The sequence below is a fragment of the Sulfitobacter sp. JL08 genome, from assembly GCF_003352045.1.
Lineage (GTDB): Bacteria > Pseudomonadota > Alphaproteobacteria > Rhodobacterales > Rhodobacteraceae > JL08.
On record NZ_CP025815.1, the window covers coordinates 2302172 to 2323855 of the forward strand.

The following is a 21684-nucleotide window of genomic DNA, read 5'->3' on the forward strand; positions in this document are numbered from 1 at the left end:
ACATCAGATATCAAGACCCGCCCCGATCCCGATGAACATTGATGGCGCGGCCGCCGTAATCTACGCCGAACTCGGCTTCGATGCCCCACTCGCGCGTGGACTGTTCTGCCGGTCTCGGTCAGTTGGCATCCTGGCACGCGCCTGGGAGCAGACCCAACAGGGCGGTCGGAAAAAAGGCCCATTACCCAAGGGGCACCTATGAACGTATCTCAACCCAAGTGAGAAATGATACGATTTTCACTCTTGTCCTGATGTCAGCAAAGCGCAACAAGCCGCTATTGGTGCACGCGCAGCGAACGCCCACTAAGTCCCGCAACCCGGGCATTGCCTCGATTTCGGCGAACGTCCGGTGTTGGCAAAACCTGCCGTCGAAGTCCTGACCTGTTTATAGGTCCAGAGCCTGAAACGCAGCGCCGTTCACATCCCGATCAACACCCTATGAATTGCAACCATCGCCCAAGTATCACGAGTGCAGTAATCCACTAAATCCGCATAAACCTTGTCACGTTCTGTAGCTTCTGGATTGGTCAGCGTAACTTCCTTCCATAGACGGGATGCACTTGCCCCTTCCTGAATATCGAGGTCGTCGTACGCAAGTTCTGGGACCAAAGCTGGAAGAACCTTCTTGATCGAAGCGCTTCCCTTGAATGCAGGATCGGTGATGGTCTCGTCAGAAAATGGCTTCATTAGGTCAATCACACGCTCATTCAAATCGCCTAGAAATGCTGCATATTCCGGGAAAGCCGCAGCCATTTCAGTATTGCGACTTTTTTCGAAGGGCTCATACCACACCAACACGGAGCCCACGTCGCCTACATCTTCTTGAAGTCGCTCAAGAAGCGCTGGCATCGGGTTGCTCTCATCACGGTGCAAGTATTCTCGGTGCTCGATATCGCCGCCGGGCTCGCGCTGTATATGCAGAGAATACTGAAACGGCACCTGCTGATAAGGACGCACGCCATCCCAAGGAGGAAGCAAGCTCTGTGATGTTTCGTAGTCGAAATAATAAACTGGATAAACAATCTCGGCTAAAAAGCAATCCAGCGCGCCGCGGTCAACGGTCCGTGACCCCTGGGCCCGCGCAGCCAAGTACCGCCGGGTCGATTTGCCCAAAACTGACGGATCGTCGATCGCATCGATCGTCGTGATCCCAGACTCAGTCAGAGTTGAGGCTTGTTTCGCGTTGATGAACGGAAGTCGATGGATGCTGTCTGGCGCTAGAGGTGGATCAAGCTTCTCGCGGATTTCCAGCCATTCATCGTAGGATTTCAAGCGTGCCCGTTCTGGGGCCGCATCTGGCATCGTATCACTAGCAGCCACTTTTAATGCATGGGCTATCCGCACGCGCGTGTTATCGATCTGATTATCGACCGCTTCGGTGATGTCGGTAATGGCGACCAACTCATGTGGATCGATCTCGCCCACCCTTACATAGTAGCGATTCACATGTGCCACTTCGCAGCGGGTGATTGGAAATCCAGCTCCCTCGAGGACAACACGCTGAAACGCTAGATCAAAGGCGTGCTCTGGTTTGGTTGAAGTGCTGCTCTTTATCTCGGTCAGGACGTAGCCTTCGCCATCCCTGCACACAATATCGGTGATACATGTGATTGGGCCATCCTCATACCGGCCCTGTCCGACCGCTTTCGCCCCATCTTGCCAAGTTTCAGACGTCAGAGACGTTAGAGATCGATATCCCGCAAAGTCCGAAAATCCGAGGCGAACAAGGTCAGGGAAGAGCGCCTCAGCATAGGGCTCAAACGCATGGCCTTCATCAAAACGAGATTGAAGAGCGGGGTCGATCGGCGGAAGAAGATGCCTGGCATGCTTCTTGATCCAGAACCACGCTGGATGCTTTAGAAACAGCATGTAGTCTGATTTGGAAAGTTGCATGTCAATTTTCTGTCAGTGTCGATGTTTAAAGAACATGCTCGGCTGCCGTTGGCAAACCAAGCCCGCTCACTGGCCCAAGGACATAGCAAGAGCGACGAAATCGAGACAACTGGAGTTTGGCTGAATTCGACTGCTGACGCCGTTTTCTGCGCTCAATCGGTCTTGTCGTTAACGAGCCTCACTCAAGCACATGACTTCACTGCCAAAATCTTGCCACAGAACGCTGTTATGCGCACTACATGCAATTGTATATGTCAGGCACCCCAAGCAATGACCACTTCCAAGTGGTCGAGAACCAGATGTGTTCTCATCGCCTGTTTTCGATGCATGCCAATTACGCCAAAGCTGTCATGAAATGGCTTGATATGGTCCGACAGGGCATTCGGACCTTTGACGACTACTGCCAATTCAATCCATCCGCACTTGGTCAGCTGGAATCAGCGGACACCGACATGCGAAATCTTCTGCGTGAGCGAAGGATTGATGAGAATTGGATCCCCTACTCACAAGCTCTTCGCACCGCGAGCGCTAGGTATGACGCCAATTGGCCGCGCCATATCATGCTCGACTCGGGCGCCTATACCGCCTGGAATGCAGGTAAGACCGCCACACTTGAGCAGATAACAAAGGTTTACGCTGAATTCATCGAAAACGCGGTTGGGCTCTTTGATGAAATCTGGCTCGTAAATCTCGACGTTATCCCGGGAAAACCTAAACGAGCTGCAACAGAGGACGAATGCAAACGGGCCGCTGAGGAATCTGACGAGAACCTCGCAGTTCTAAAAAGCGAGTTTGGTGAATGCGTTCTGCCGGTGTTCCATCAGGGTGATGGTAAGCAACGGCTTTTAGACGTTATTGACCAAGGCAACGGCTACATTTGCTTTTCTCCAACGAATGGAATCGCCGAGAAAGAACGGTGGTTGTGGGCGGTTCGAATGCTCCATTCCCTTCACACATTACGCTGTGATGTGCAGGCGCATGGCCTGGCGACCACTGGTAACGAAATGATACGCGAAGCCTATCTACATTCGGGAGACTCGGCAGCATGGAAACGTCACGGCGGTTTCGGCATTGTGGACTTGGTGGAAGATGAGCGGTGGCTGGAGCGTCACATTGAAGTCGGTCAAGACTGCGAATGGCTGAGCCTCGAAATCAATGATGCGACCAGGCCGCGATACAGGGCCTATCATATCGCGCGTGACCGCAACGACCTGGATGAATTAACGGGCGAAGAATTAATTGACAACGCGCGCCACTACACCAGTTTACCCAAAGACATTCAATTGAGCGTGCGTTCACGAGTGGAACAGCATTTTCCGATGATAATGGCACAATTTGACAAGCGTGTTCGCGAATTGATTTGCCTTGCAGAACTAAGGAAATTTGCGGAAAGCGCGGGACTGCCTCGTCCAATTCCGAAAGTGAGGATTAAGCGAAACGGAAATTGGATTGACCCAGGGCTGCCATTGTCCGACCTAACAACGTCGAAGTACCCCACCCAAGAAGACCGTGAATCGTTTCTATCCCATCCATTTTTGGAGCCGCTATGAATTTTATAGTTTCTCCGGGACAGGAAGCTCAAAGTCATGCCGAGCCGCTTCGTGGACAGCCCTTAGGCTGTTCCCTTGTTTCTGCTCTAATAACTGCACGGACATTCGTCGGACGCCACACAAAAATGTATCCGGGTTTGCAGTTTGTGCACCTTGCCGATGGCAAGATTTATGCATCCAACAACCGTTGTCTGATTGAGATAAACTTGCATGATGAAAGCCTCGGCTCAGCAATGTTCTCATCCGTCGACCTGGCAACGATACGAGCAATGGGCGACGAGCCAACTCACGCCAAAATCGACGCCGAGCAAACTGCGTTGCACTGCCCAAGCAGCGGTGGTGCCTGTTGCCGACGGAACCAGCCAAAATTGATTTCGTCACTAAATGCCAAGTATTTCTTGATCGTTTCTGGCACGAGGGACATGACGCGCGGTCGGACGCATCTGCAACGATGGACGCAATTGCCAAGCTTCGCGCCAAAGAAAAAGCACAGAAGGAAGAATTGCCGCCGGTTGAACAAAAGAAATTTCGACGGGCACAATACATAGATGTTCTCATCGATGGCACAATTCGGCATTGGCACATTGATACTGTTTCCAGCGTAATGAAGATCGCTGAGACCTACGACCCTGACGCATCACTCGTACCCTTTTCCTTTCCAAACGGCAGGGGGTTGATGATCAATACCGCACCAGGTGAGGAATATGATTCAACCGAAATGTTCACAGATGGATTCTTTTTTCACCCGGAGGGTTCTGAGCCATCGGCGATCGCGCGTCGGATTGCCACCGGCGCAACAAATCCACGCTTGGACGACATATTTTCAGTCGCGCTCAAAGAAACTCGAGATGAATACGCGGCAAAGAAACGACGGTCTGAAAGACTCGACGTCCGTTTGGGCGAGATACGCAGAGAAATCGCTCAGTTAGAGAATGAGTTACAAGCGGTTGCCACCCGCAGCAATGAGCAACACAAGGCTATCGAAAAGTATCAGGCCGGAGAAAACTTGAGTGATGACGAGCGCGAATTGCTCACGCCTAAATGCACGCACTTGGAATCAGATCAACGCAAAACGGACACGCAGACTGAATTTGAGCGGCACAGCCAAACGTTCGAAGGACTCGAAAAACAAGGCTGGGAAGTCGAGGACAAGCGCGTCGATGATGGATACCTGTACGTGACCATCAAGCAAAAGGCAGTCAAAACACAAGCAGTCGTAGAAAGAGTCTCGAAAAAAATCGCTGAGGCATTGGCCTTATACTTCGCTCCGAGTTTTGAGCGGATCAGTCGGGTGCCACGGCACCATTTGGCTTCTCTCAGCCCAATTAACCCAGGTGCAGGATGATAGAGAAAGAGAGCGATTTTTATCGCCTTTTTGGCGGTGACGATCCAGCCTACCCCGGCCCAATTCAAAGGTCGTTCGACTACGTATTGTTGAGCATTGCCAGCACAGGGCCGCACGGTTCAAAAAAGAAGCAAATCAAACTGAAAGACCCAGACCGACGCTACCTCCTCGTAGGTGGTGAACGTCAGGTGTGCGTTGACCAATCCCGTCTTCTCCAAGTGGGGAAGGCGATGAACGACCGTGATCTGATGGTTCAATACTTCGGCGTAGCACCGGCGGAGTAGTGATGGCGGGTGCCTTGTATCGGAACAGGCACTTGCCCCGCCTAAAATCGCCTCTCTGAGGCGCTCTACCAATAGCCGCGAAGCGTCGATTGCCCAATATAACCTTGTACGAAGTGCTGAGACGCGAAAGCCGCGATAGCGAGTGCGATTCCTAGATCTCCGTGACCAGCTGACGTTCTGGACTGTGTGATGACCTGATTACCTGCGGCGGTTGTTTTTAGCGTGAAGGATGCAAGGTCTTCTTCGATCTCCTTGCGGAGCGTCAAATCCCTGGCGAATGTCAACTCACCCGATGCGAATTGGACCGACAGAGTCTCGATCATCAAGGTTTTTGAAACATTGGCGTAACGCCCTTTCCGTGACCACTCTTGTCCCCCGGTCATTTGGATTGCGTGATGCTCAATTCCCTGATCTTGAAGGATGTCCGAGACAACCCGACCCATAGCTGTGCCGTCGATGCAAAGCGATGTTTTCCCCAAAAACTGCGGCTGCCGAAGGATGCCCAAAAGATGCTCGACAACATCAGGATAGCTTACCCCGCGAAATCGGTCTGCTGCCACAACCACACGCTCTCGCGGGCCAACGGATTGCCGCGCGTATTTCTCGGCCATCGCAAACACATCCTCCGCTGACGCCTCGACATCTTCGACCTTCTCGAAGATGAATTCTCGATCATGCCCGCGTGTCACCGACCATCCCGTCGACTTCCGCAGCAGCGATACCGTCTGTGCGATGCGTGATCCCATGACACGCGGTTGCGAAGGAATGTCCGACATTGCGAACGGCACAGGCGCTTCTTTCAACTTGTCCTTCATCTCCATCAGCAGTGCGCCTGCGTATTCGACGCGCCTCGACCCGACGCCTTTGTCGAAGTCGAGTAGGTAGTGCGTAAGGAATTGAAACACGCTGTCGGCTTCGCTCGACTCCATGGCGATACTCATGCGCATGTCGGCGTATGCCTTCAAAAACCACCCGTTTGATCGACCCATCTGACGCGCGATGCTTTCGCCGACGCGACTGTAGACACCAAACCGTGCCGTCTTCTGCTCGATACCATGAACGTCCCGCAACACTTTGGCTGCGAGATCATACAGCGCACCGCGAAGTCGAGGCAGCAATTCCTGACGCTTTGCCATGAATTCTTCCTCGTCCATGTAGGACGTCGGTTTGGTCAACGTCACGCGGATGATCCGCTCGATCAAATCCTGCTTGTAGAACGTGGGATCGACACCCGCGACCATCACAGGTCGCATCGCATCGAGCGCGAAAACACCTTCATTAGTATACATCTTCCGCTTCGACATCCCGCCGCCTGTCGAGAGGCGGCAGAGCGGGTCGGACAGCTTGGCGAGTGAGGTCACGTTGTCAAATGACATGACGGCCGATTGATAGGCAGACACAAGCAAATCCTCCTCACTCGAAGGATCGCCCGCCTGCGCCCCAACTTTCGGGTCAACGATCTGCACGATGGTCGAAAGCGTCGATGATTTGCCCGATCCCGCAATTCCGTCGAGCACGGCAATCGGACATTGACCACCTGGGTGGATGATTGCCGTCACCATCCAAGCGAGCAGGAATACCATCGAGTCGTCGTCCACATTCAGGAAATCAGTGAGGTCGCGGATTGTCCCGCCTTCCTCCACGGTCATGGGCAAGCCAACGCCTTTGCGAAATTGAACGGGCGCATCGTTGTTGAACCGCCATCCGTCAACGTCGATTTCGACAATGCTGCGTTCCTTATCGGCCAAGAAAGCGTATCGCTTTCCGCCAATGCGGGAATATCGAAGCGCGATGTTTTCGGGATCGGTGTCACGTGCCATCGCCATCGCAATCATCTGTGCGCCTTTTACCGCGCGCTCATCAGGCAGGTTTTGGTCTTTGCGGTAGAGTGCGAGCGCGATTGTTTCTTTGAACTCACTCGAGTCGATAGGCACAAAGTCGCGGTCGCGAAGTTCAGCATACGCCTTGTCCGATTGATCACGCAGGATTTTCACATCGGTCAGGAAGTCGATTGCGAGGAGTTTGCGTTTCTCGGCGGCGGTGTGAGGCCACTTGCCATCATATCCATGGTTTTTTGCTGTCCGCCAAAATGACAACGGCGAGTATTTCTTCGCGGAGGTCAACTGATCCCACTCACATTCATCACCGCCTTCATACTTCGACGACGACCGCGACCACTCCTCCCATTTCTCTTGCGCCCACGCATCTTCCTTGCCGAATGCGGCTTGAAGGCAAATGCCAGCTGATCCCCATTGCGAGTAGCCGTCAGCATCGTATGCCTGAATGAACGCGTCGAAGGCGGCGTCGCGGTCAACTTGGGGCGACGCACCGCTCGCCTTGCGACCCGACTTCTGTAACGGCGCGAATTTCAATTCGAGATCGTCGAGGCGGCATTCTTCGAGCGAGACTACCGATCCTTCCTTAACCAATCGCATGGGCACGGATGCACGAGAGCATGGGATAGCGACGTTCTGCTCGCCTGTCCCTTTGGGAAGAATTTCGATGCCGTGTTCAACGCCGATCTTCTTGCCTTTGGAGTTGGTTTTGGTTTGATTTAACTTGCCGCTCTTGACGACGACGTATTTCGTCTTTTCTTCGTCAATGCCGCCGAGCCATTCTTTGGCAACGGACAGCAAAGTATCAACACGGCGCGCCTCCTCCCAAAACACCCAAATATGGTAACCATGCCCACCGCCTGAACGAAACACGAGGAAAGGAATCCCGATCTCTTGCAGGTGCCTCGCGACTGTCAGCGTCGGCCCAAGGGCGATGCCTTTTTTGTCGTGATCATCGAAGTCGAAAACGAGGCAATGCGATTTGGTTCGCTTTTCGTCAACATGCAAGAGCATTCCGAGCGGCTGCTTTGCTGACACATGCCTCTTGATGCTGCTGTCGTCGATCTCGGCGTCAATCGGTCGGTATGCCGTTTTGCCTTTGTTTATGTACCATTGCGTGTGTCGCCGCTTGTCACCCAAGGCAACGATCTGATTGATGATTTCCATTGTATCTCTCTTCCGCAAGAGAGCGTGGGTGATCACCTCAATCCATGGTTTTGGCACGTCGCAAAATCTGCTATAAAACAGTTATTCCAAACACTTCGTGACACGCCTAACCCGGAGCGGGGATTCAACCCTCGCTCCGATTTATTTCACTTCGTGGGATTTAGCCCATTCAAGCACGGCATCACGGTCGTACCTGAGGGTGCGGGCGGTGATATGCAGGTATGGAGGACCATCCCCGCTCCTTCGCCACTCGAACATGATGTCTTTCCCGACGCCAAGAAATTCAGCGCACTCGGGCGTGGTCATTAGTTTTGGGCCGACACCAATGCGGGTCAGTTGGTCGGCCATAAAACCAACCGTTTCGCGCAAGGCGCGCACTTCTTCTGAGAGTTCGATCGTAGTCAAGGGTTTCATCCTTTCGGAATGAAGCCATTGACCGTGTGCTCATGCCTTCGCGCTCAGGATCGCATTTGCTTAAGGCCCTTTCACGGGCGTTAATCCTGACTTCTGCATCACGGCCTCATTTCGCGGAAGGTCGCGTGCGAGATGGGGCAAATTACAAGTATATGATTATGCGCCGCTTTTGATCCGATCAAGTACGAAAGAAGGTGTTAGCCCGCATTCCTTGATGATGCGTTCGGCGATCGTGTTGGCATCATCATGGTTGGCTGAGCCTTGGTCGTAGATGTCCTGGACGCTTTTCGGTGTGTCGCCGCGCAATTCGTCAATGATGTACTCAGGCAAGCGAGCGCGACGCGCAGCGGTCGTGAACAGGCGGCGGCAATCGTGCTGGCGAAGAACGTTGACCTCTTGCGCCTTACTCCCCTGCCCAACAGTCATTGTGAAGGCTATCAGCTGGTGAACGTGCCCCGTGCGTGACTCAGCGGGGAATACATTCCCCTCGCGGTACGGAAGCGCCTTCAGCGCCTCAATCAGCACGTCTGCGACGGGGAACGTGCGGGTCAGGCCGTTCTTCATTTCGGTAAGCGTGATCGTCTTGCGGGTAAGGTCGATCTGATCCCAAGTCAGTGTGCGGGTGTTCAGCGAACGAAAACCCGTGAACAACATCGTAAGCCATGCCGTGCGATGGATCAGGCTTCGCTTTTCCAAGATAAGATCAAGCGCGGGCCATGTCTCTTTGGGATCGAACAGTACATGGCTCGCGGGTTTGTGCCTCTCCATGACTTTGAGATCAGCTGACACATCAAAACATCGCCGAAGGGTCGATGCCCGCCGAAACGCCATTCGGATGATCTGTGCAAGGTGCAATGCGGTTGAGGGGGTTTTGCCCTTGATGGCGTCCTCGAGCATCGGCAGCGTGATGTTCTCGACTGGCCTCTCGAATAAGTCTGAGAGGTGGTTCTGAACTTGGAGTCGGTAGTTGTCCTTGGTCGACGGCTTTGCCGATGACCGTGCCAAGTGAGATTCAAAGGCATCCATCAATGTCACGACCTGCGTCGTGACGGCATCTGTTCCAGCCTCGAGAGCAACGATTTTTTCGCGTGCGACCGCCATCGCGGCGTCTCCGTTCGCGATCTCGGGCCAGCGACCAAGAGTTATCGACCGAACCTTGCCATTGATGCGTTTCGACATGATCCATGTCTTCGCCTGCGCACCGACAGCAAGACGCAAACCTTGTAGGGCGTCGCCATCATGACGATAGAAGATCGTGTCACAAGTCGATGGTTTGATTGAATGAATTTTTGGGCGTGATCGTAAATTGGCGTAATTGGGCATATCAGGGCTCTGCAACAGTTTCTGCAACATTCGGTCCATATGTAATACGACCTATCCCCAGAGCGCCCAACCGGAGATGATGATGGAGACCCCATTTTACCTTATTTAATATATACTTACCCGGTCAAACCCGATTAAACACAACTCAAGGTTGTTCTCTGTTAATCAATTGGTCGTAGGTTCGATCCCTACCGCCGGAGCCATTTCTCCCAGCGAGAACAAAGATTTACGAGAACATTGGGACGCACTTAAAGTGTCCCGTCGACAACTGCGTCCCGACGTGTGTCCCATATCAATTTTGCCTGCATCTGGTTATTAAGCTCTGGACTCATAACCAAAACAACACCGTTGCCGCGAGGGCGATGGCAGACATGAAGATGATGGGGCATCTGTCATAACGGGTCGCGACCCTACGCCAATCTTTCAACCGTCCAAACATGTTCTCAATCTTGTGACGGCTTCGATAAATCTTGGCATCATGTGGGACGATGTCTTTGCGGTTCCGGCGGGATGGGATGCAGGGTTCGATGCTTCTTTCTCTTAAGCCTTCACGGAACCAGTCGGCATCATATCCGCGATCCGCCAACATCCATTCCGCAGCAGGTAATAAGGGTAAGAGTGCCCGTGCGCCGATGTAGTCGCTAACGTTCCCCGCAGTCAGGAATAGTTGGATTGGTCGCCCTACCGCATCGGTTACAGCGTGAAGTTTCGAGTTCAGCCCACCCTTGGTCCGCCCAATCAAGCGGCCACGCCCCCTTTTTTAAGCCCCATGCTGGACGCTGTTCGATGGCTCTTCAGGTGGGTTGCATCAATCATTAGCGTGCCTGTTGCATCGCTTCGAGCGGCCAATTCGGTCAGGATACGAGCAAAGACGCCCATCTGGGACCATCGTGCCCATCGGTTGTAGAGTGTTTTGTGTGGCCCATAATCGGATGGAGCATCCCGCCAGCGCAAGCCATTACGAATGACGTGGATAATGCCGCTGAGAACGCGGCGATCATCAACACGCGCAACCCCACGAGGCTTCGGGAACAGATGTTGAATGCGTTTCAAATGTGCTTCGTGAAGCCAGTAAAGATGCGACATGGACAGTCCTCCTGTCGCTGTTGAATCACGAAGCCGCAAATATTGGAATCGGCTACAGCAATGTCTGCTCAGCATGGAACACTGGACATCCGACTAAAACACTCAGATGACCGCCTTGAGCCCAATCCTGACATCAAGTTCATGCGCGGCATTGGTCGCTAAGGGCGGACACCGGACCTTCGCTGCGTCCTGAATGAGTGACTGCACTGCGGACCATGCTGCCGTTCGATTTAAGACCATTTGGACTGCGCTCGGCTTCAAAACTACCGCTCATAAAATCCACCTGCGTGGCACTTTAGCATCCACTCTTTGGTCTGCCCAAGATTGTCCCGGTCGCGAAATAGTCAGCCCTTGGGTCGAGAACTGGGACAACTTCTTTCTGCGCGGGTCAGCTGTCCGCGCATCTCAGAAACTGGACGCTATTCAGGCAAGTTTCAGTTTTCAGTATCCCCGACATGGATCAGCGGCTCCCTGCGCTTCAGGATCAACTTTGCAGATTATTTTGATTGATTAGGCTTTGGCGCATTCCGTCTGTTTTAATCAGCCGTATCCGTCCATAGGTCTTTGAGATGACCCCAACCTTTTCCATGCGGCCGAGATGCTCGGACACCGTTGCGCGAGATACGGCTGTCAAGTGGGCCAGATCGGACTGGGTTGCGTCGATTTCCGGCTTGGGATCCTGCGGGTTGTCGCACGTGCGGACACCGCCGAGACGTAGGAGCAGGGCCGTTATGCGACTTTCCGGATTACGGATCGTCATATCGTCTATTATCCCCAATGCTGTGATTAGGTGCATGCTGGCCAGAGCGCCGATCCAACGCCATATGCCAGGGTCTGATGCGATCATCGCTTCGAGTTCTCTTAAGTTTATGTAAATGAACTGACTTTTGCGTGTGGCGATAACGTTGACCACCTTGGGCAGGTCCTGAAAAGTCTCGGCCTCGCCAAACCAATCGCCTGGCCGAAAAGCATGAAGTAGATTCGGTCCGCGTTCAAAGGGCGACATCTCGATTGCAAACGCGCCTGAGACAATCCCTCGCAACCCGTCTTGGTTTTCTCCCGCAATGTAGACATGCGTTCCACGCTGCACTTCATGCATCGTGCCGCGCGAGACAAGTTCCCGTGCGAATTCTTCAGGCACCTGCGAAAGCCAACCTTGGCACCGCAGAATTTCAAAAGTGTGCGATAGTTTCAATTTGCGCTCCCAAAATGTCTGCTGCTGACAGTCTGCATGCAGAACCTTTGCTACCAAATGGAAGAATCGATTTTGGCCAAACCTTCTCGACCCCCAACTGACCTTAAGGAGTAGCAGAATGTCACTTAGGAAGTTTTTTGTTTCATTGAGTATCGGATTGTCCGTCGCTCTGCCTGTCTTGGCACAGGATTCTGAAAAGCCGAACATAGTGGTCATTTGGGGTGATGATATCGGTTTCACAAATCTTAGCATCTACAGTCGTGGGGTTATGGGCTACCGGACACCCAACATCGATCGTATTGGGAACGAGGGGATCTTGTTCACCGATCACTATGGGGAACCTTCCTGCACAGCAGGTCGAGCGGCCTTCGTTACAGGAATGTATCCTATTCGCTCGGGCATGACTACAGTTGGCACAGTCGGCAGCCCGCTCGGCATGAAGGAAGACATTCCCTCAATTGCCGAAGTTCTTAAGACGCAAGGTTACGTCACTGGACAGTTTGGTAAGAACCACCTTGGCGACCGGAATGAGCATCTTCCAACGCTCCACGGGTTTGACGAGTTTTTCGGCAATCTATACCATTTGAACACCGAAGAAGAGCCCGAAGACGAGGATTTCCCACGCGATCCAGAGTTTAAGGAAAAGCACGGTCCTCGTGGCGTTTTGCATACCTTTGCGACGGGTACGTTCGACGAGACCGAAGACCCGCGCTTCGGAAAAATCGGCAAACAAACTATCGAGGATACCGGGGCGCTTACCCGCAAACGCATGGAAACTGTTGACGAGGAGTTTATCAACGCTTCGTTCGAGTTCATGGACAACGCCACTTCGGAGGGCAAACCATTTTTCGTTTGGATCGCCGCCAGCCGAATGCACACTTTCACGCGTGTTCCCGAAAAGTATCAGGAAATGGCGCGCGAACACACTAGTTATAACGATCTACACGGCGCTGGAATGATCCAACATGATGAACACGTTGGTTTAATGCTCGACAAGATCGACGAGATGGGCATCGCTGACAACACGATCGTCATCTATTCTTCGGACAATGGCCCGGAACACGTGACTTATCCGCATGGCGCGACGACGCCGTTTCGCGGCGAGAAGATGACCACCTGGGAAGGAGGCGTGCGTGTTCCGATGCTCGCCCGTTGGCCAGCAAAAATCGAGGCTGGAGGTGAACGGAATGGCATGCAAGCTCACTTCGACGTCTTCACCACGCTGGCGGCAGCGGCCGGTATTCCAAATATAAGGGAACGGTTAGCCCGAGGCGACGATCTCGGTACCGACACGGTCCATAAGGCCTACATTGATGGCGAGAACAATCTTGCTTACTGGACAGGTGAGAGCGAGGTTTCGGAACGAAACGAGTATATCTACTATGCCGAATCCAATCTCCAAGCGATCCGAGTAAACCAGTGGAAGATGCACTTTTACACTCGGTCAGGATACTACGGCACTACTACCAAACTAGAACTGCCTCATATCTTCAACATCCGACAGGATCCTTACGAAAGTTACGGGCAGGATCCGATGCTCCAGCACAATATGTTCCAGCACAAAACTTATATGTTCAACGCCGCGTTGGAGAGGATCAAAGCACACCTCGGAACCTTCGAGGAGTTCCCGCCACTGCAAGCCTCGGCCACCTTGAGTATCGGGGAAATTGTTCAGGGAGTCGTTGGCCAGATCCCGACGAATAAGTGATCTCACGTTTCGCACTATATGTGCGATTTTGTCATTGCGGCGGACCGGCCCTTTAGCGGGTGGTTAACGAATACATGCCCACGTTGCGTGGTATTCTTTTGGTTCGCCGCGACTTGCCGCAAAAGTCTAAGCTCTGGACCTATAAAACGTTCAGAAGCCGCCGGATGACCAAACCTGACATTGATGCGAAGTGCGGCGTTATGGCGAGATCGCATTGGAACGCCATCCGACTTAAGGAAGATTTGTGAAGCAAGCTAGTCTTCCCTTTCTTACAGCATTTTCAAACCGGCTGCTTTGGGCTCTCAGCCGCCGTCCGCCGCAGGACGCACGAAGGTCCGCAGTGGGCCGAAAGCACCAGTTGGGCTGATCCAAGTGAAGGTCTGGAAAGTCCCGCAACTGAGACATTAGCCACCAGCGCAGCGAACGGCCGGTTTTCCGCATTGCGGCCATTGGTGCTTTGCGCCGCGAATGACGGCAGTGAGCCCAGAGCGGCCGGGTTGAAATCGTGGCATTCGCTCATGCAGCAAAAAAATTCGCCGCAGTTCAGCAGAAAGGCACTCTGCGTCGCAGCCAAGAAAGCGGTCATTGGTTTCGACCGCAGCGAGTTTCATGACCCCTATGTCCTGACAATACCGGCGCGTTTCCCGGGGCCGACGTATCCGCAGTTTCAATCACCGGATTTCTCTTCTGGCTTTCTTTCCGAAACCGGGTCTTGTGGCTCATCCGTTGACAGCGTTTCGCCCCCTTCGGCGAGTTCCTCATCGGTCGCGAAATAGTCGGGAGAGCCCGGCGGCGGGTATTTCAATTTGCCGGAAAGGCCTTCAAGCGCTGTGCTGGAAAAGCGTGGAAATGGAAGCTCCCTCCGCCTGCGCCAGGTTGCCACCTCCTGATGCGCCTGTTCCGTGCGTTCGGTATCCAGGCCGGGATCGCGGCTCCAGTAAAGCGTCTGAGACGGGAATGCGAAGCCAGTACCGGACGCGTCCACGATGTCATCGATCCGCAGGAGTACGTCTTCTCTGATAGAGTAGAAATCATTCCACTCCCGCGTCTTGGCATAGATGCGCAGATCGACATTTTTAGACGAGTCCCCGAAGCCGATGAATCGGACTCGGATCGTTTCCGGCTCGATCCGCGGATGTGAGTGCAGCATTTCGCGGATTTTTGCGAGAACATAGCGCATTTGCTCTGCATCCGTTTCGAAGCGCAGGCCTAGAATTTCGTTGATCAACATCGTGTCGCATTTGGCCCAGTTGACGATCTGCATGTCGGCGAATTGCGCATTTGGAATGGAAATCTGTGTGCGGTCGGTCGAACGGAGCTGGGTCGAGCGCACGCCAATATTTTCGACGGTTCCGCTCTGATCGCCGAACGTGCAGTAGTCGCCGACCCGGACCGGTTTATCGATGAACAGGATGAACCCGCCGATCAGGTTCTCCAGCGTCGGCCTGACCGCAAGAGCTACGGCGATGCCGCCGATCCCGAAGCCTGCAATCATGCTGAGAACAGGCACGCCCAATTCATGGGCCCCGTACCCCAGGATCAGGACGCCGCCGATAAAGCCGATGATCTGCCCCACCAACCGGATAAAACTGTCATCGAGACTTCGATTGGTGCGCCTCGGGTCCACTATGACGGTTTCGAAGAAGGCTCTGGACATGGTCCAGAAGGCCCCTGTGGCAGCGATGTAGAACACCACGACAAGGCAGGATTCAGTCAGATCGAAGAACCATCCTGTGGTGTTGATCTGAAACGAAAACACGTACTGAAGCCAGAGCAATGCGATCATGATGGCAATCGGGCTCAGGATTCTGAGGCGGGTAATTTTGACCGGGTCGTCTGTCAGCCTCCCGACCAGCAATTGATGCCAGACGCGCAGGACAACGCCTGACGCAACAGACAACAAGATGACTAAAAGGATCTTCCAGATCGGAGTGTCGAGAATAGAGCGCTTCATGAAATTTGGCAGTTTCGCGATTCCGGCGATCGGGATCCATGGACCAGAAAGCTGGCGGCTCGTATCGTCCCATGATGTCATGGGCAGAGATGACCGAAGCGGAAGCGTTTTCAAGCCAGCAAAAAACCGGGGCGCGCTGTAGACCGTGTCTGCAGAAAACAGGTACTCGCCGGCGCGGTCACCTTCGACTATTTCAACGATGCGCAGGGGTGTGCCGGGCAGACGAAACCCGTTGCCGGGTTGATCATCAATCTCGTCAGGCCCGGGAAGGGCCGCAGCGTCAATGGCTTTGACACGCCCAAGGATATCCAGAAGGTACAAAGCCGTTTGCGTTCCGGTCTCGCGACGAGAGGCCGATGGCACTTGAGAGAGATCAATCAGGGCTCTGATTTGCCCCACCACAAATGCAATCTGAGCCGCGTTCGAGGTGTTCTGTTCCTGCCAGTATACGCCCAGAGAGGTTTCGAGGTCGTCGCGCAAGTTGTATAGTGTCTGCAAAGTACTGCGCGGGCTTTCCGTCCGGATCGGGTTGATCTCGGCGGTTTCGATCTTCTCAAGCATCGAATCCAGCGCGCTGGCGACAGGTCCCTGGGTTGCCTGCTGTGCTATGAGCTGAGATGCGCAGAACAGTGAAACCATAGCCACCAGCAGAAATCTTGAAAATGCCATGTCTTATCCCTCAGGCCATCTGGCTCATTGCTTGGTTCATCGATCGCTTTGAAGGTGATTGGTGTCCAAGCCCCCAAGCGGCGGAGTCGACCGCTCAGATTAAGATATGAAGGAACTCCTTCTCTGGTTTTGGTCATGTCGCGCCAAAATTTGTGAGTTTTGCGCAAAGCTTTTAAGCGCGCTACTCCGTTCAGTGGAATCTTCGAAATTGGCAAACCAGCGGATTGTGTACCGTTATGCGGCCAGACGCCGATCGCTCTGCTAAAGCGGGGTCAGCGTTCGGGTCTCTCGGGCAAGGTGTGCTGCAGCATCCTGCTGCGACACCGGTTGGGCGATTGGCCTGTCCATTTATGGAATGCGCGACAGAAATTGCTTGGGTCTGTATATCCAAGGGCCTGTGCGATTTCTGAAATGTTCAGGTCGTCTTGGACAAGCAGCTCCAGCGCATGCTGGCGTCGGGTACGTTCGATTAGTTTGGAAAACGACGTCCCCTGTTGGGCAAGGTGACGCTGGAGAGACCGAGCGCTCAAGCCAAGAGCACAGGCAACCTCTGCAATGCGTGGATCCGCATTTTTCGGCACACGTCGAACGGCCTGTTCGACCATCTCGACGACTGTGGCTGGATTGTGCTGGATCAAAGCGGAAGTCTTTCTACGGTGTTAAACTGCCACTCCAAGATAGATCGTGCTATGGGCGTGTTTTGGTCTGAGCGCGCCAAATCGAGCAAAATTGAGTTTGGCGCGAGATGACCAAAATGGCCCTCGTTCGGTCGCTAAGGGTTTCTGAGGAACAGACCGGCTCACTCCGCAATGGAGTGGCCAGTGGGGGGAAAGATGGACAAGGTTTCAACATGCAGAGCGGCGTATCTGATTCCGTTCCTTGACGTCCTGCGCGATATTGGTGCCCCGGTCGACCGCGAGTTGGAACGGGCGCACTTGCCGACAATGGTCGAGGAAAGGCCTGACGATTTGATCAGCATTTTCCTTGCCATGGAGTACCTCGACAGAAGCGCACGCCGTGAAGGTATAGATGATCTGGGCTGGCATTGGGTTAAGAGGTTTTCGGCGTCGGACTTCAGTGCCGAACTGCTGGCGGCGCTTCAGCCCCTTCCGACCGTCAAGGCACGTCTCGACTGCCTGTCCAACCTGATCGCCCTTGAAGACTCTGATACGCGTGTTGGCCTTATCGGTTTCAATGGCAGTGCCGAAGTCTATTGTGACAGCAAGTCGCCCGAAATACCGAGCGACCCAATCTCGGAATGGACTCAGGTCACGGTTTTGATTGAGGCTGTTCGCAGTATCACCGGCGAAAACTGGTTTCCGGACGAGATCAGATTCAAGTCTGATTTCAGCGTCTGCGATGACGCGCGCAACGCGAATCCGAATACACGTTTCCTCACGCAATCGGCCCACACGTCGATTATCATGCCTTCCTCGGTTCTTGCGGCCAGCAAACTGACCAGCGCGGCAGCACAAGTGCCGGAGCCGAACATCCACGAGACGTTGGACGGGATAGAAAATCTGAAACGTCTGATCCGCCCTTACCTTCGTGGCGGGACCCCAAAAATGACCATGTTCGCCGAGATTCTGGACGTGAGTCCAAGGTCGCTGCAACGCAAACTCCAGCAAGCGGGAACCAGCTTTTCGGAGCTGATCGAAACCACACGTTTCGAAATGGCAGCCGAAATTCTGACGGCTTCGGACACTCCGTTGATCGACGTGGCGATGACGCTTGGCTATGAAAACCAGTCCAATTTCGGACGTAGTTTTCGACGCATCGCCGGGATCAGCCCCGGCAAATATCGCCGTGAGATGTTTGGTCGGGAACGCGCCGCCTGATTTGGCGCGACCGGACCAAAATCAACCCACGTTCTCCGACATCATCCGAGACATCGGCTCATGCGCACAACATCGCGCGTGGGTCCCTTGGATAGCTCAGGAGAAAACACATGACAGTTCTACCCCTTCGAAACGCGCTTTGCGGCGCCAGCATTCTGGCGCTCGTCAGTTCAGTTGGTTTCGCCCAGACGCCAACCTACGAGATGACGACAGATATCCCGCCGGAGATCACGACACCGAATGTCGTGGACACCTCGATCGGGACTCTCAACTTTTTCGACGGCGTGCCGACCGAAGAAACGATCGACACGGTCTATGACTACATGGATCGCGCGCGGGCCGTGCAGGCCTATGTCTCGACCGTTCCCGGGGTGTCGCAGTACGCCATGCGACAGGGCCAGCGCGATATCGGCGCGACCAAGGTCAATCAGATCCTGATCTGGGACAAGCTGGCGGACTCAAAGTCGCTGTTCCTGACCGGCAACAGCTCGACGATTTACACCTGGACCTACACCGATCTCGCCAATGACGGGCCGACCGTGATCGAGCTGCCGCCGGGCATGCTGGGCGTCGTCGATGACATGTGGTTCCGCTATGTCACCGACCTTGGCATCGCCGGACCCGATCAGGGCAAGGGGGGCAAGTACCTCATTCTTCCACCGGGATATGACGGCGAGGTCCCGGACGGTTATTTCGTGGTCCGCCCCTCGACCTTCGGTAACTGGATCTTCATGCGCGCCTATATCAGCGACGGTGTCGACAAGGCGGCCCAGGGCGTGAGGGACAATCTGAAAATCTATCCGCTGTCGATGGCGGATAACCCGCCGGAGCCGGAGTTTATCGGCATGTCGGGGCGCGAAGGCTACAACGCCGTCCCGCCGAACGACTACAGTTACTGGGAGATGTTGAACCAGCTTGTTCAGGAAGAACCCATCGGGGCCCACGATCCCGAAACCCGTGGGCTGCTGGCGGCACTTGGGATCGCCAAGGGCGAGCCCTTTGCACCCGACGCGCGCATGAAGGCGATCCTGACCGACGCGGTGGCCATCGGCAACGCTTATGCCCGTGCCAATACGGTCGTCCCGAAAGACAGCGACCAACGGATCTACGGGCCAGACAGCGAATGGGTCATGGCCTTTGCCAACAAGGACTCGACTTTCCTGGTCGATGGCGCACGCCGGTACGATTCCCGGCTGTGGATGCACTACAACGCTGTGGTCGTGACACCCGCGATGGCTGTCACCGCACCCGGAAAGGGGTCGGACTACGGCATCGCCGGAATGGCGAAAGGGGGAGAGATCCTCGACGGTGGCAAGACCTACAAACTGACCTTGCCGCCGAATGTTCCGGTCAAGGATTTCTGGTCAGTGACAGTCTATGATCCGCAGACGCGGTCCATGCTGCAAACCGATCAGACGTTCCCGGCGCTCGACAGCTACAACGAGAACATGCAGCAGAACGCTGACGGATCCTGGGATATCTACTTTGCTCCCGAGGCCCCCGAGGGTCAGGAGAACAACTGGATCCAGACCATTCCTGAAAAGAGCTGGTTCATCATCCTGCGCATGTACGGCCCGCTTGAGCCTTGGCTGAACAAGACCTGGGTGCCGGGCGAGATCGGACTGGTCGAGTGACCGAATGAACCGCGGCCGGAGCACATGTTCCGGCCCTTTCTTTTGGCGCGATATGACCAAAACGCGCGTCGGCATCGCCGTACCATGTTTCCAGAATACGACGAGATCACGCGTCGTCCTGCATCAACCTTCAAGGAGAAGACAATGAGAAAATCTCTTTTGCGCAACACAACCATCGCAGGCGCATTCGCGCTGATGTCTCTGGCAGGCACCCAGCCGGTGCTGGCGCAGGATGGCATGTCCACCGCTATGACCTACGCGGGCGAACTCCAGTTCCAAGGACAGTCGATCACCAAAGATACCGCCGCTTTCCTGCATCGCCGGATTCTGGAACAGCGCGCCACCCAGCTTGTTACCTGGGCGATGCCGATGATGAATTTCGAACAGCTTTACCCGGCGCTTCATGCAAACCTGAAAACCTCTCAAGGCATGGATATCTCGGACGAGGATATCTTCTTTGGCCTCTATGACGGATATGACGGCGTTTATCCGTTCATGACAGGTAACGTCACGACACCTTACACCATCGGGTTCTCGGATTTGTCGCAAACCGGGCCAATTGTGGTCGATCTGCCCCCCGGTGCCATCTTCGGCGTGGTGGACAACGCGTGGATGCAGCCCATTCACGAGATCGACGGCACGCCCGGAAAACTGTTGCTGGTCGGGCCGGGGCAGGATGCTCAGGTTGACTTCGACGGCACCATTATTCAGTCCGACACGTTCCGGGTGTTCTACTTCTACCGTGCTCTGGGAACCGGCGACGAAGCCAAGGCACTCAGGACCTCGGTGAAGGCCTATAAATTGTCGGAGGCCGACAATCCGCCGGAAACGAAGTTCGTCAAATACGCCCCCAAACCGGGCGACGAGATCGCGCTCAATACCCAACCGCGCGACATGCGGTTCTGGGAGTTGGTGAATACCTATGTTCAGCGTGAACCGATGGCTGAGCGTGATCGGTTCTTTTATGCGTGGCTGAAAGACCTGGGCATCCAAAAAGGCAAACCGTTCAACCCGACGGATGCGCAGAAGGAGATCCTTCAGGCCGGTCTCGACGTTGGCATGGCGATGTCCCAGGCGATCTCGTTCAACAAGACGCGCGAGATGTTCCCGACGTCGCTGTACGGTGACAACTCCGGGTTCGAGGACGCCATGGCCGCTATGGATCCTAAAATCGACCTGCCGACCTATTCGATGTTCAACGAGCGGGCCTCCTACGGGTTTGAGGCGACGACAACGTCGGCAGGCATGGTGTCACGCACACCCGGCGTGGGCTCGGCCTATCTGGGGGGCTACTACGATGCGGACGGCAACGCGCTGATGGGTGGCGAGAACTACATGCTGACAGTCGGGCCGAATCCGCCGGCGGCCAATTTCTGGTCGGTCACGGTCTATGACATCGAGAACCGTGTGATTATCCGCAACGAACAGAAACGGTCGGACCGGTCTTCGCGTTCAGAGGGGCTTATCACGAACGACGATGGGTCAGTTGATCTGTATTTCGGCCCCCAAGCGCCGGACGGTAAGGAAATCAACTGGGTACAGACCAATGAGGGTCAGTCCTTCTTTGTCTATCTGCGGCTCTATGGCCCCGAACAGGAATATTTCGACCAGACCTTCCCGATGACGCCGATCAAGAAGGTCGAATGACGTTGGTTTCGCCGCGCTTCTACGGTCCCCTCAAGGTCCTCAGCGATTAGATCTGGGTGCCCAATGACGTGGTGTTGGTCGAATAGAGTTAACCACGAGATCAGTATCAGCGGGCCGGGGTCTTCCCGGCCCGTTTTCTCTT

15 protein-coding genes and 1 pseudogene are annotated in these 21684 nt (G+C 54.5%); 8 read left to right on the plus strand and 8 right to left on the minus strand.

Going from position 1 to position 21684, the window contains the following annotated elements; translation table 11 throughout:
* Positions 1-22 precede the first annotated feature (22 nt).
* Positions 23-202 (plus strand): annotated as a pseudogene (locus tag C1J05_RS11340) (citryl-CoA lyase); the annotation flags it as partial.
* A gap of 215 nt (positions 203-417) precedes the next feature.
* Here C1J05_RS11340 and C1J05_RS11345 read toward each other — a convergent pair.
* The gene (locus tag C1J05_RS11345; protein WP_114870337.1) at positions 418-1893 is read right to left on the minus strand and encodes a DUF2779 domain-containing protein; all 1476 of its coding nucleotides are present in this window, start codon (positions 1891-1893) and stop codon (positions 418-420) included.
* 251 nt (positions 1894-2144) lie between these two features.
* Between C1J05_RS11345 and C1J05_RS11350 the strand changes: the two genes are divergently transcribed.
* From C1J05_RS11350 to C1J05_RS11360, 3 genes are all read left to right on the plus strand, one after another.
* Complete coding sequence (locus C1J05_RS11350; RefSeq protein WP_205388909.1) at positions 2145-3443, plus strand: hypothetical protein; 1299 nt, start codon at positions 2145-2147, stop codon at positions 3441-3443.
* A 346-nt stretch (positions 3444-3789) separates the two neighbouring features.
* Positions 3790-4788, plus strand: coding sequence for a hypothetical protein (locus tag C1J05_RS11355; protein WP_205388911.1), 999 nt, complete (start codon positions 3790-3792; stop codon positions 4786-4788).
* A complete protein-coding gene (locus C1J05_RS11360; RefSeq protein WP_114870340.1) occupies positions 4785-5072 on the plus strand; it encodes a hypothetical protein in 288 nt (95 codons plus the stop codon). Before C1J05_RS11355 ends, C1J05_RS11360 begins: the two co-directional genes overlap by 4 nt.
* Before the next feature lie 65 nt (positions 5073-5137).
* Here C1J05_RS11360 and C1J05_RS11365 read toward each other — a convergent pair whose 3' ends face one another.
* The 5 genes from C1J05_RS11365 to C1J05_RS11385 all read right to left on the minus strand — a co-directional run bounded on the left by C1J05_RS11365 (position 5138) and on the right by C1J05_RS11385 (position 12092).
* Positions 5138-8074, minus strand: a complete 2937-nt coding sequence (locus C1J05_RS11365) for a TOTE conflict system archaeo-eukaryotic primase domain-containing protein (protein WP_162798016.1) — start codon at positions 8072-8074, stop codon at positions 5138-5140.
* A gap of 141 nt (positions 8075-8215) precedes the next feature.
* Complete coding sequence (locus C1J05_RS11370) at positions 8216-8479, minus strand: helix-turn-helix transcriptional regulator (RefSeq protein WP_162798017.1); 264 nt, start codon at positions 8477-8479, stop codon at positions 8216-8218.
* A 165-nt stretch (positions 8480-8644) separates the two neighbouring features.
* On the minus strand, positions 8645-9811 hold the full coding sequence (locus C1J05_RS11375) for a tyrosine-type recombinase/integrase (RefSeq protein WP_205388925.1): 1167 nt from the start codon (positions 9809-9811) through the stop codon (positions 8645-8647).
* Between the two features lie 328 nt (positions 9812-10139).
* Positions 10140-10897, minus strand: a protein-coding gene (locus C1J05_RS11380) for an IS5 family transposase (RefSeq protein WP_114870306.1) whose coding sequence is annotated in 2 segments (ribosomal slippage) — positions 10140-10561 and positions 10561-10897 — 759 coding nt in all. Because the reading frame shifts where the segments join, the coding sequence is not laid out codon by codon here.
* Between the two features lie 484 nt (positions 10898-11381).
* On the minus strand, positions 11382-12092 hold the full coding sequence (locus C1J05_RS11385) for a Crp/Fnr family transcriptional regulator (RefSeq protein WP_205388927.1): 711 nt from the start codon (positions 12090-12092) through the stop codon (positions 11382-11384).
* 118 nt (positions 12093-12210) lie between these two features.
* Between C1J05_RS11385 and C1J05_RS11390 the strand changes: the two genes are divergently transcribed.
* Entirely contained in the window at positions 12211-13800 is a 1590-nt protein-coding gene (locus tag C1J05_RS11390; RefSeq protein ID WP_205388929.1) for an arylsulfatase, read from the plus strand.
* A gap of 667 nt (positions 13801-14467) precedes the next feature.
* On the opposite strand, the gene C1J05_RS11395 is transcribed toward C1J05_RS11390, so the two are convergent.
* Together C1J05_RS11395 and C1J05_RS22155 are read right to left on the minus strand one after the other, a co-directional pair.
* Positions 14468-16423, minus strand: a complete 1956-nt coding sequence (locus C1J05_RS11395; RefSeq protein ID WP_114870346.1) for a mechanosensitive ion channel family protein — start codon at positions 16421-16423, stop codon at positions 14468-14470.
* A gap of 272 nt (positions 16424-16695) precedes the next feature.
* Entirely contained in the window at positions 16696-17028 is a 333-nt protein-coding gene (locus tag C1J05_RS22155) for a helix-turn-helix transcriptional regulator (protein WP_114870347.1), read from the minus strand.
* 228 nt (positions 17029-17256) lie between these two features.
* Between C1J05_RS22155 and C1J05_RS11405 the strand changes: the two genes are divergently transcribed.
* From C1J05_RS11405 to C1J05_RS11415, 3 genes are all read left to right on the plus strand, one after another.
* Positions 17257-18261, plus strand: coding sequence for an AraC family transcriptional regulator (locus tag C1J05_RS11405; RefSeq protein WP_162798021.1), 1005 nt, complete (start codon positions 17257-17259; stop codon positions 18259-18261).
* A 110-nt stretch (positions 18262-18371) separates the two neighbouring features.
* The gene (locus tag C1J05_RS11410; RefSeq protein ID WP_114870349.1) at positions 18372-19895 is read left to right on the plus strand and encodes a DUF1254 domain-containing protein; all 1524 of its coding nucleotides are present in this window, start codon (positions 18372-18374) and stop codon (positions 19893-19895) included.
* Between the two features lie 144 nt (positions 19896-20039).
* The gene (locus C1J05_RS11415) at positions 20040-21542 is read left to right on the plus strand and encodes a DUF1214 domain-containing protein (RefSeq protein ID WP_162798022.1); all 1503 of its coding nucleotides are present in this window, start codon (positions 20040-20042) and stop codon (positions 21540-21542) included.
* Positions 21543-21684: the final 142 nt, after the last annotated feature.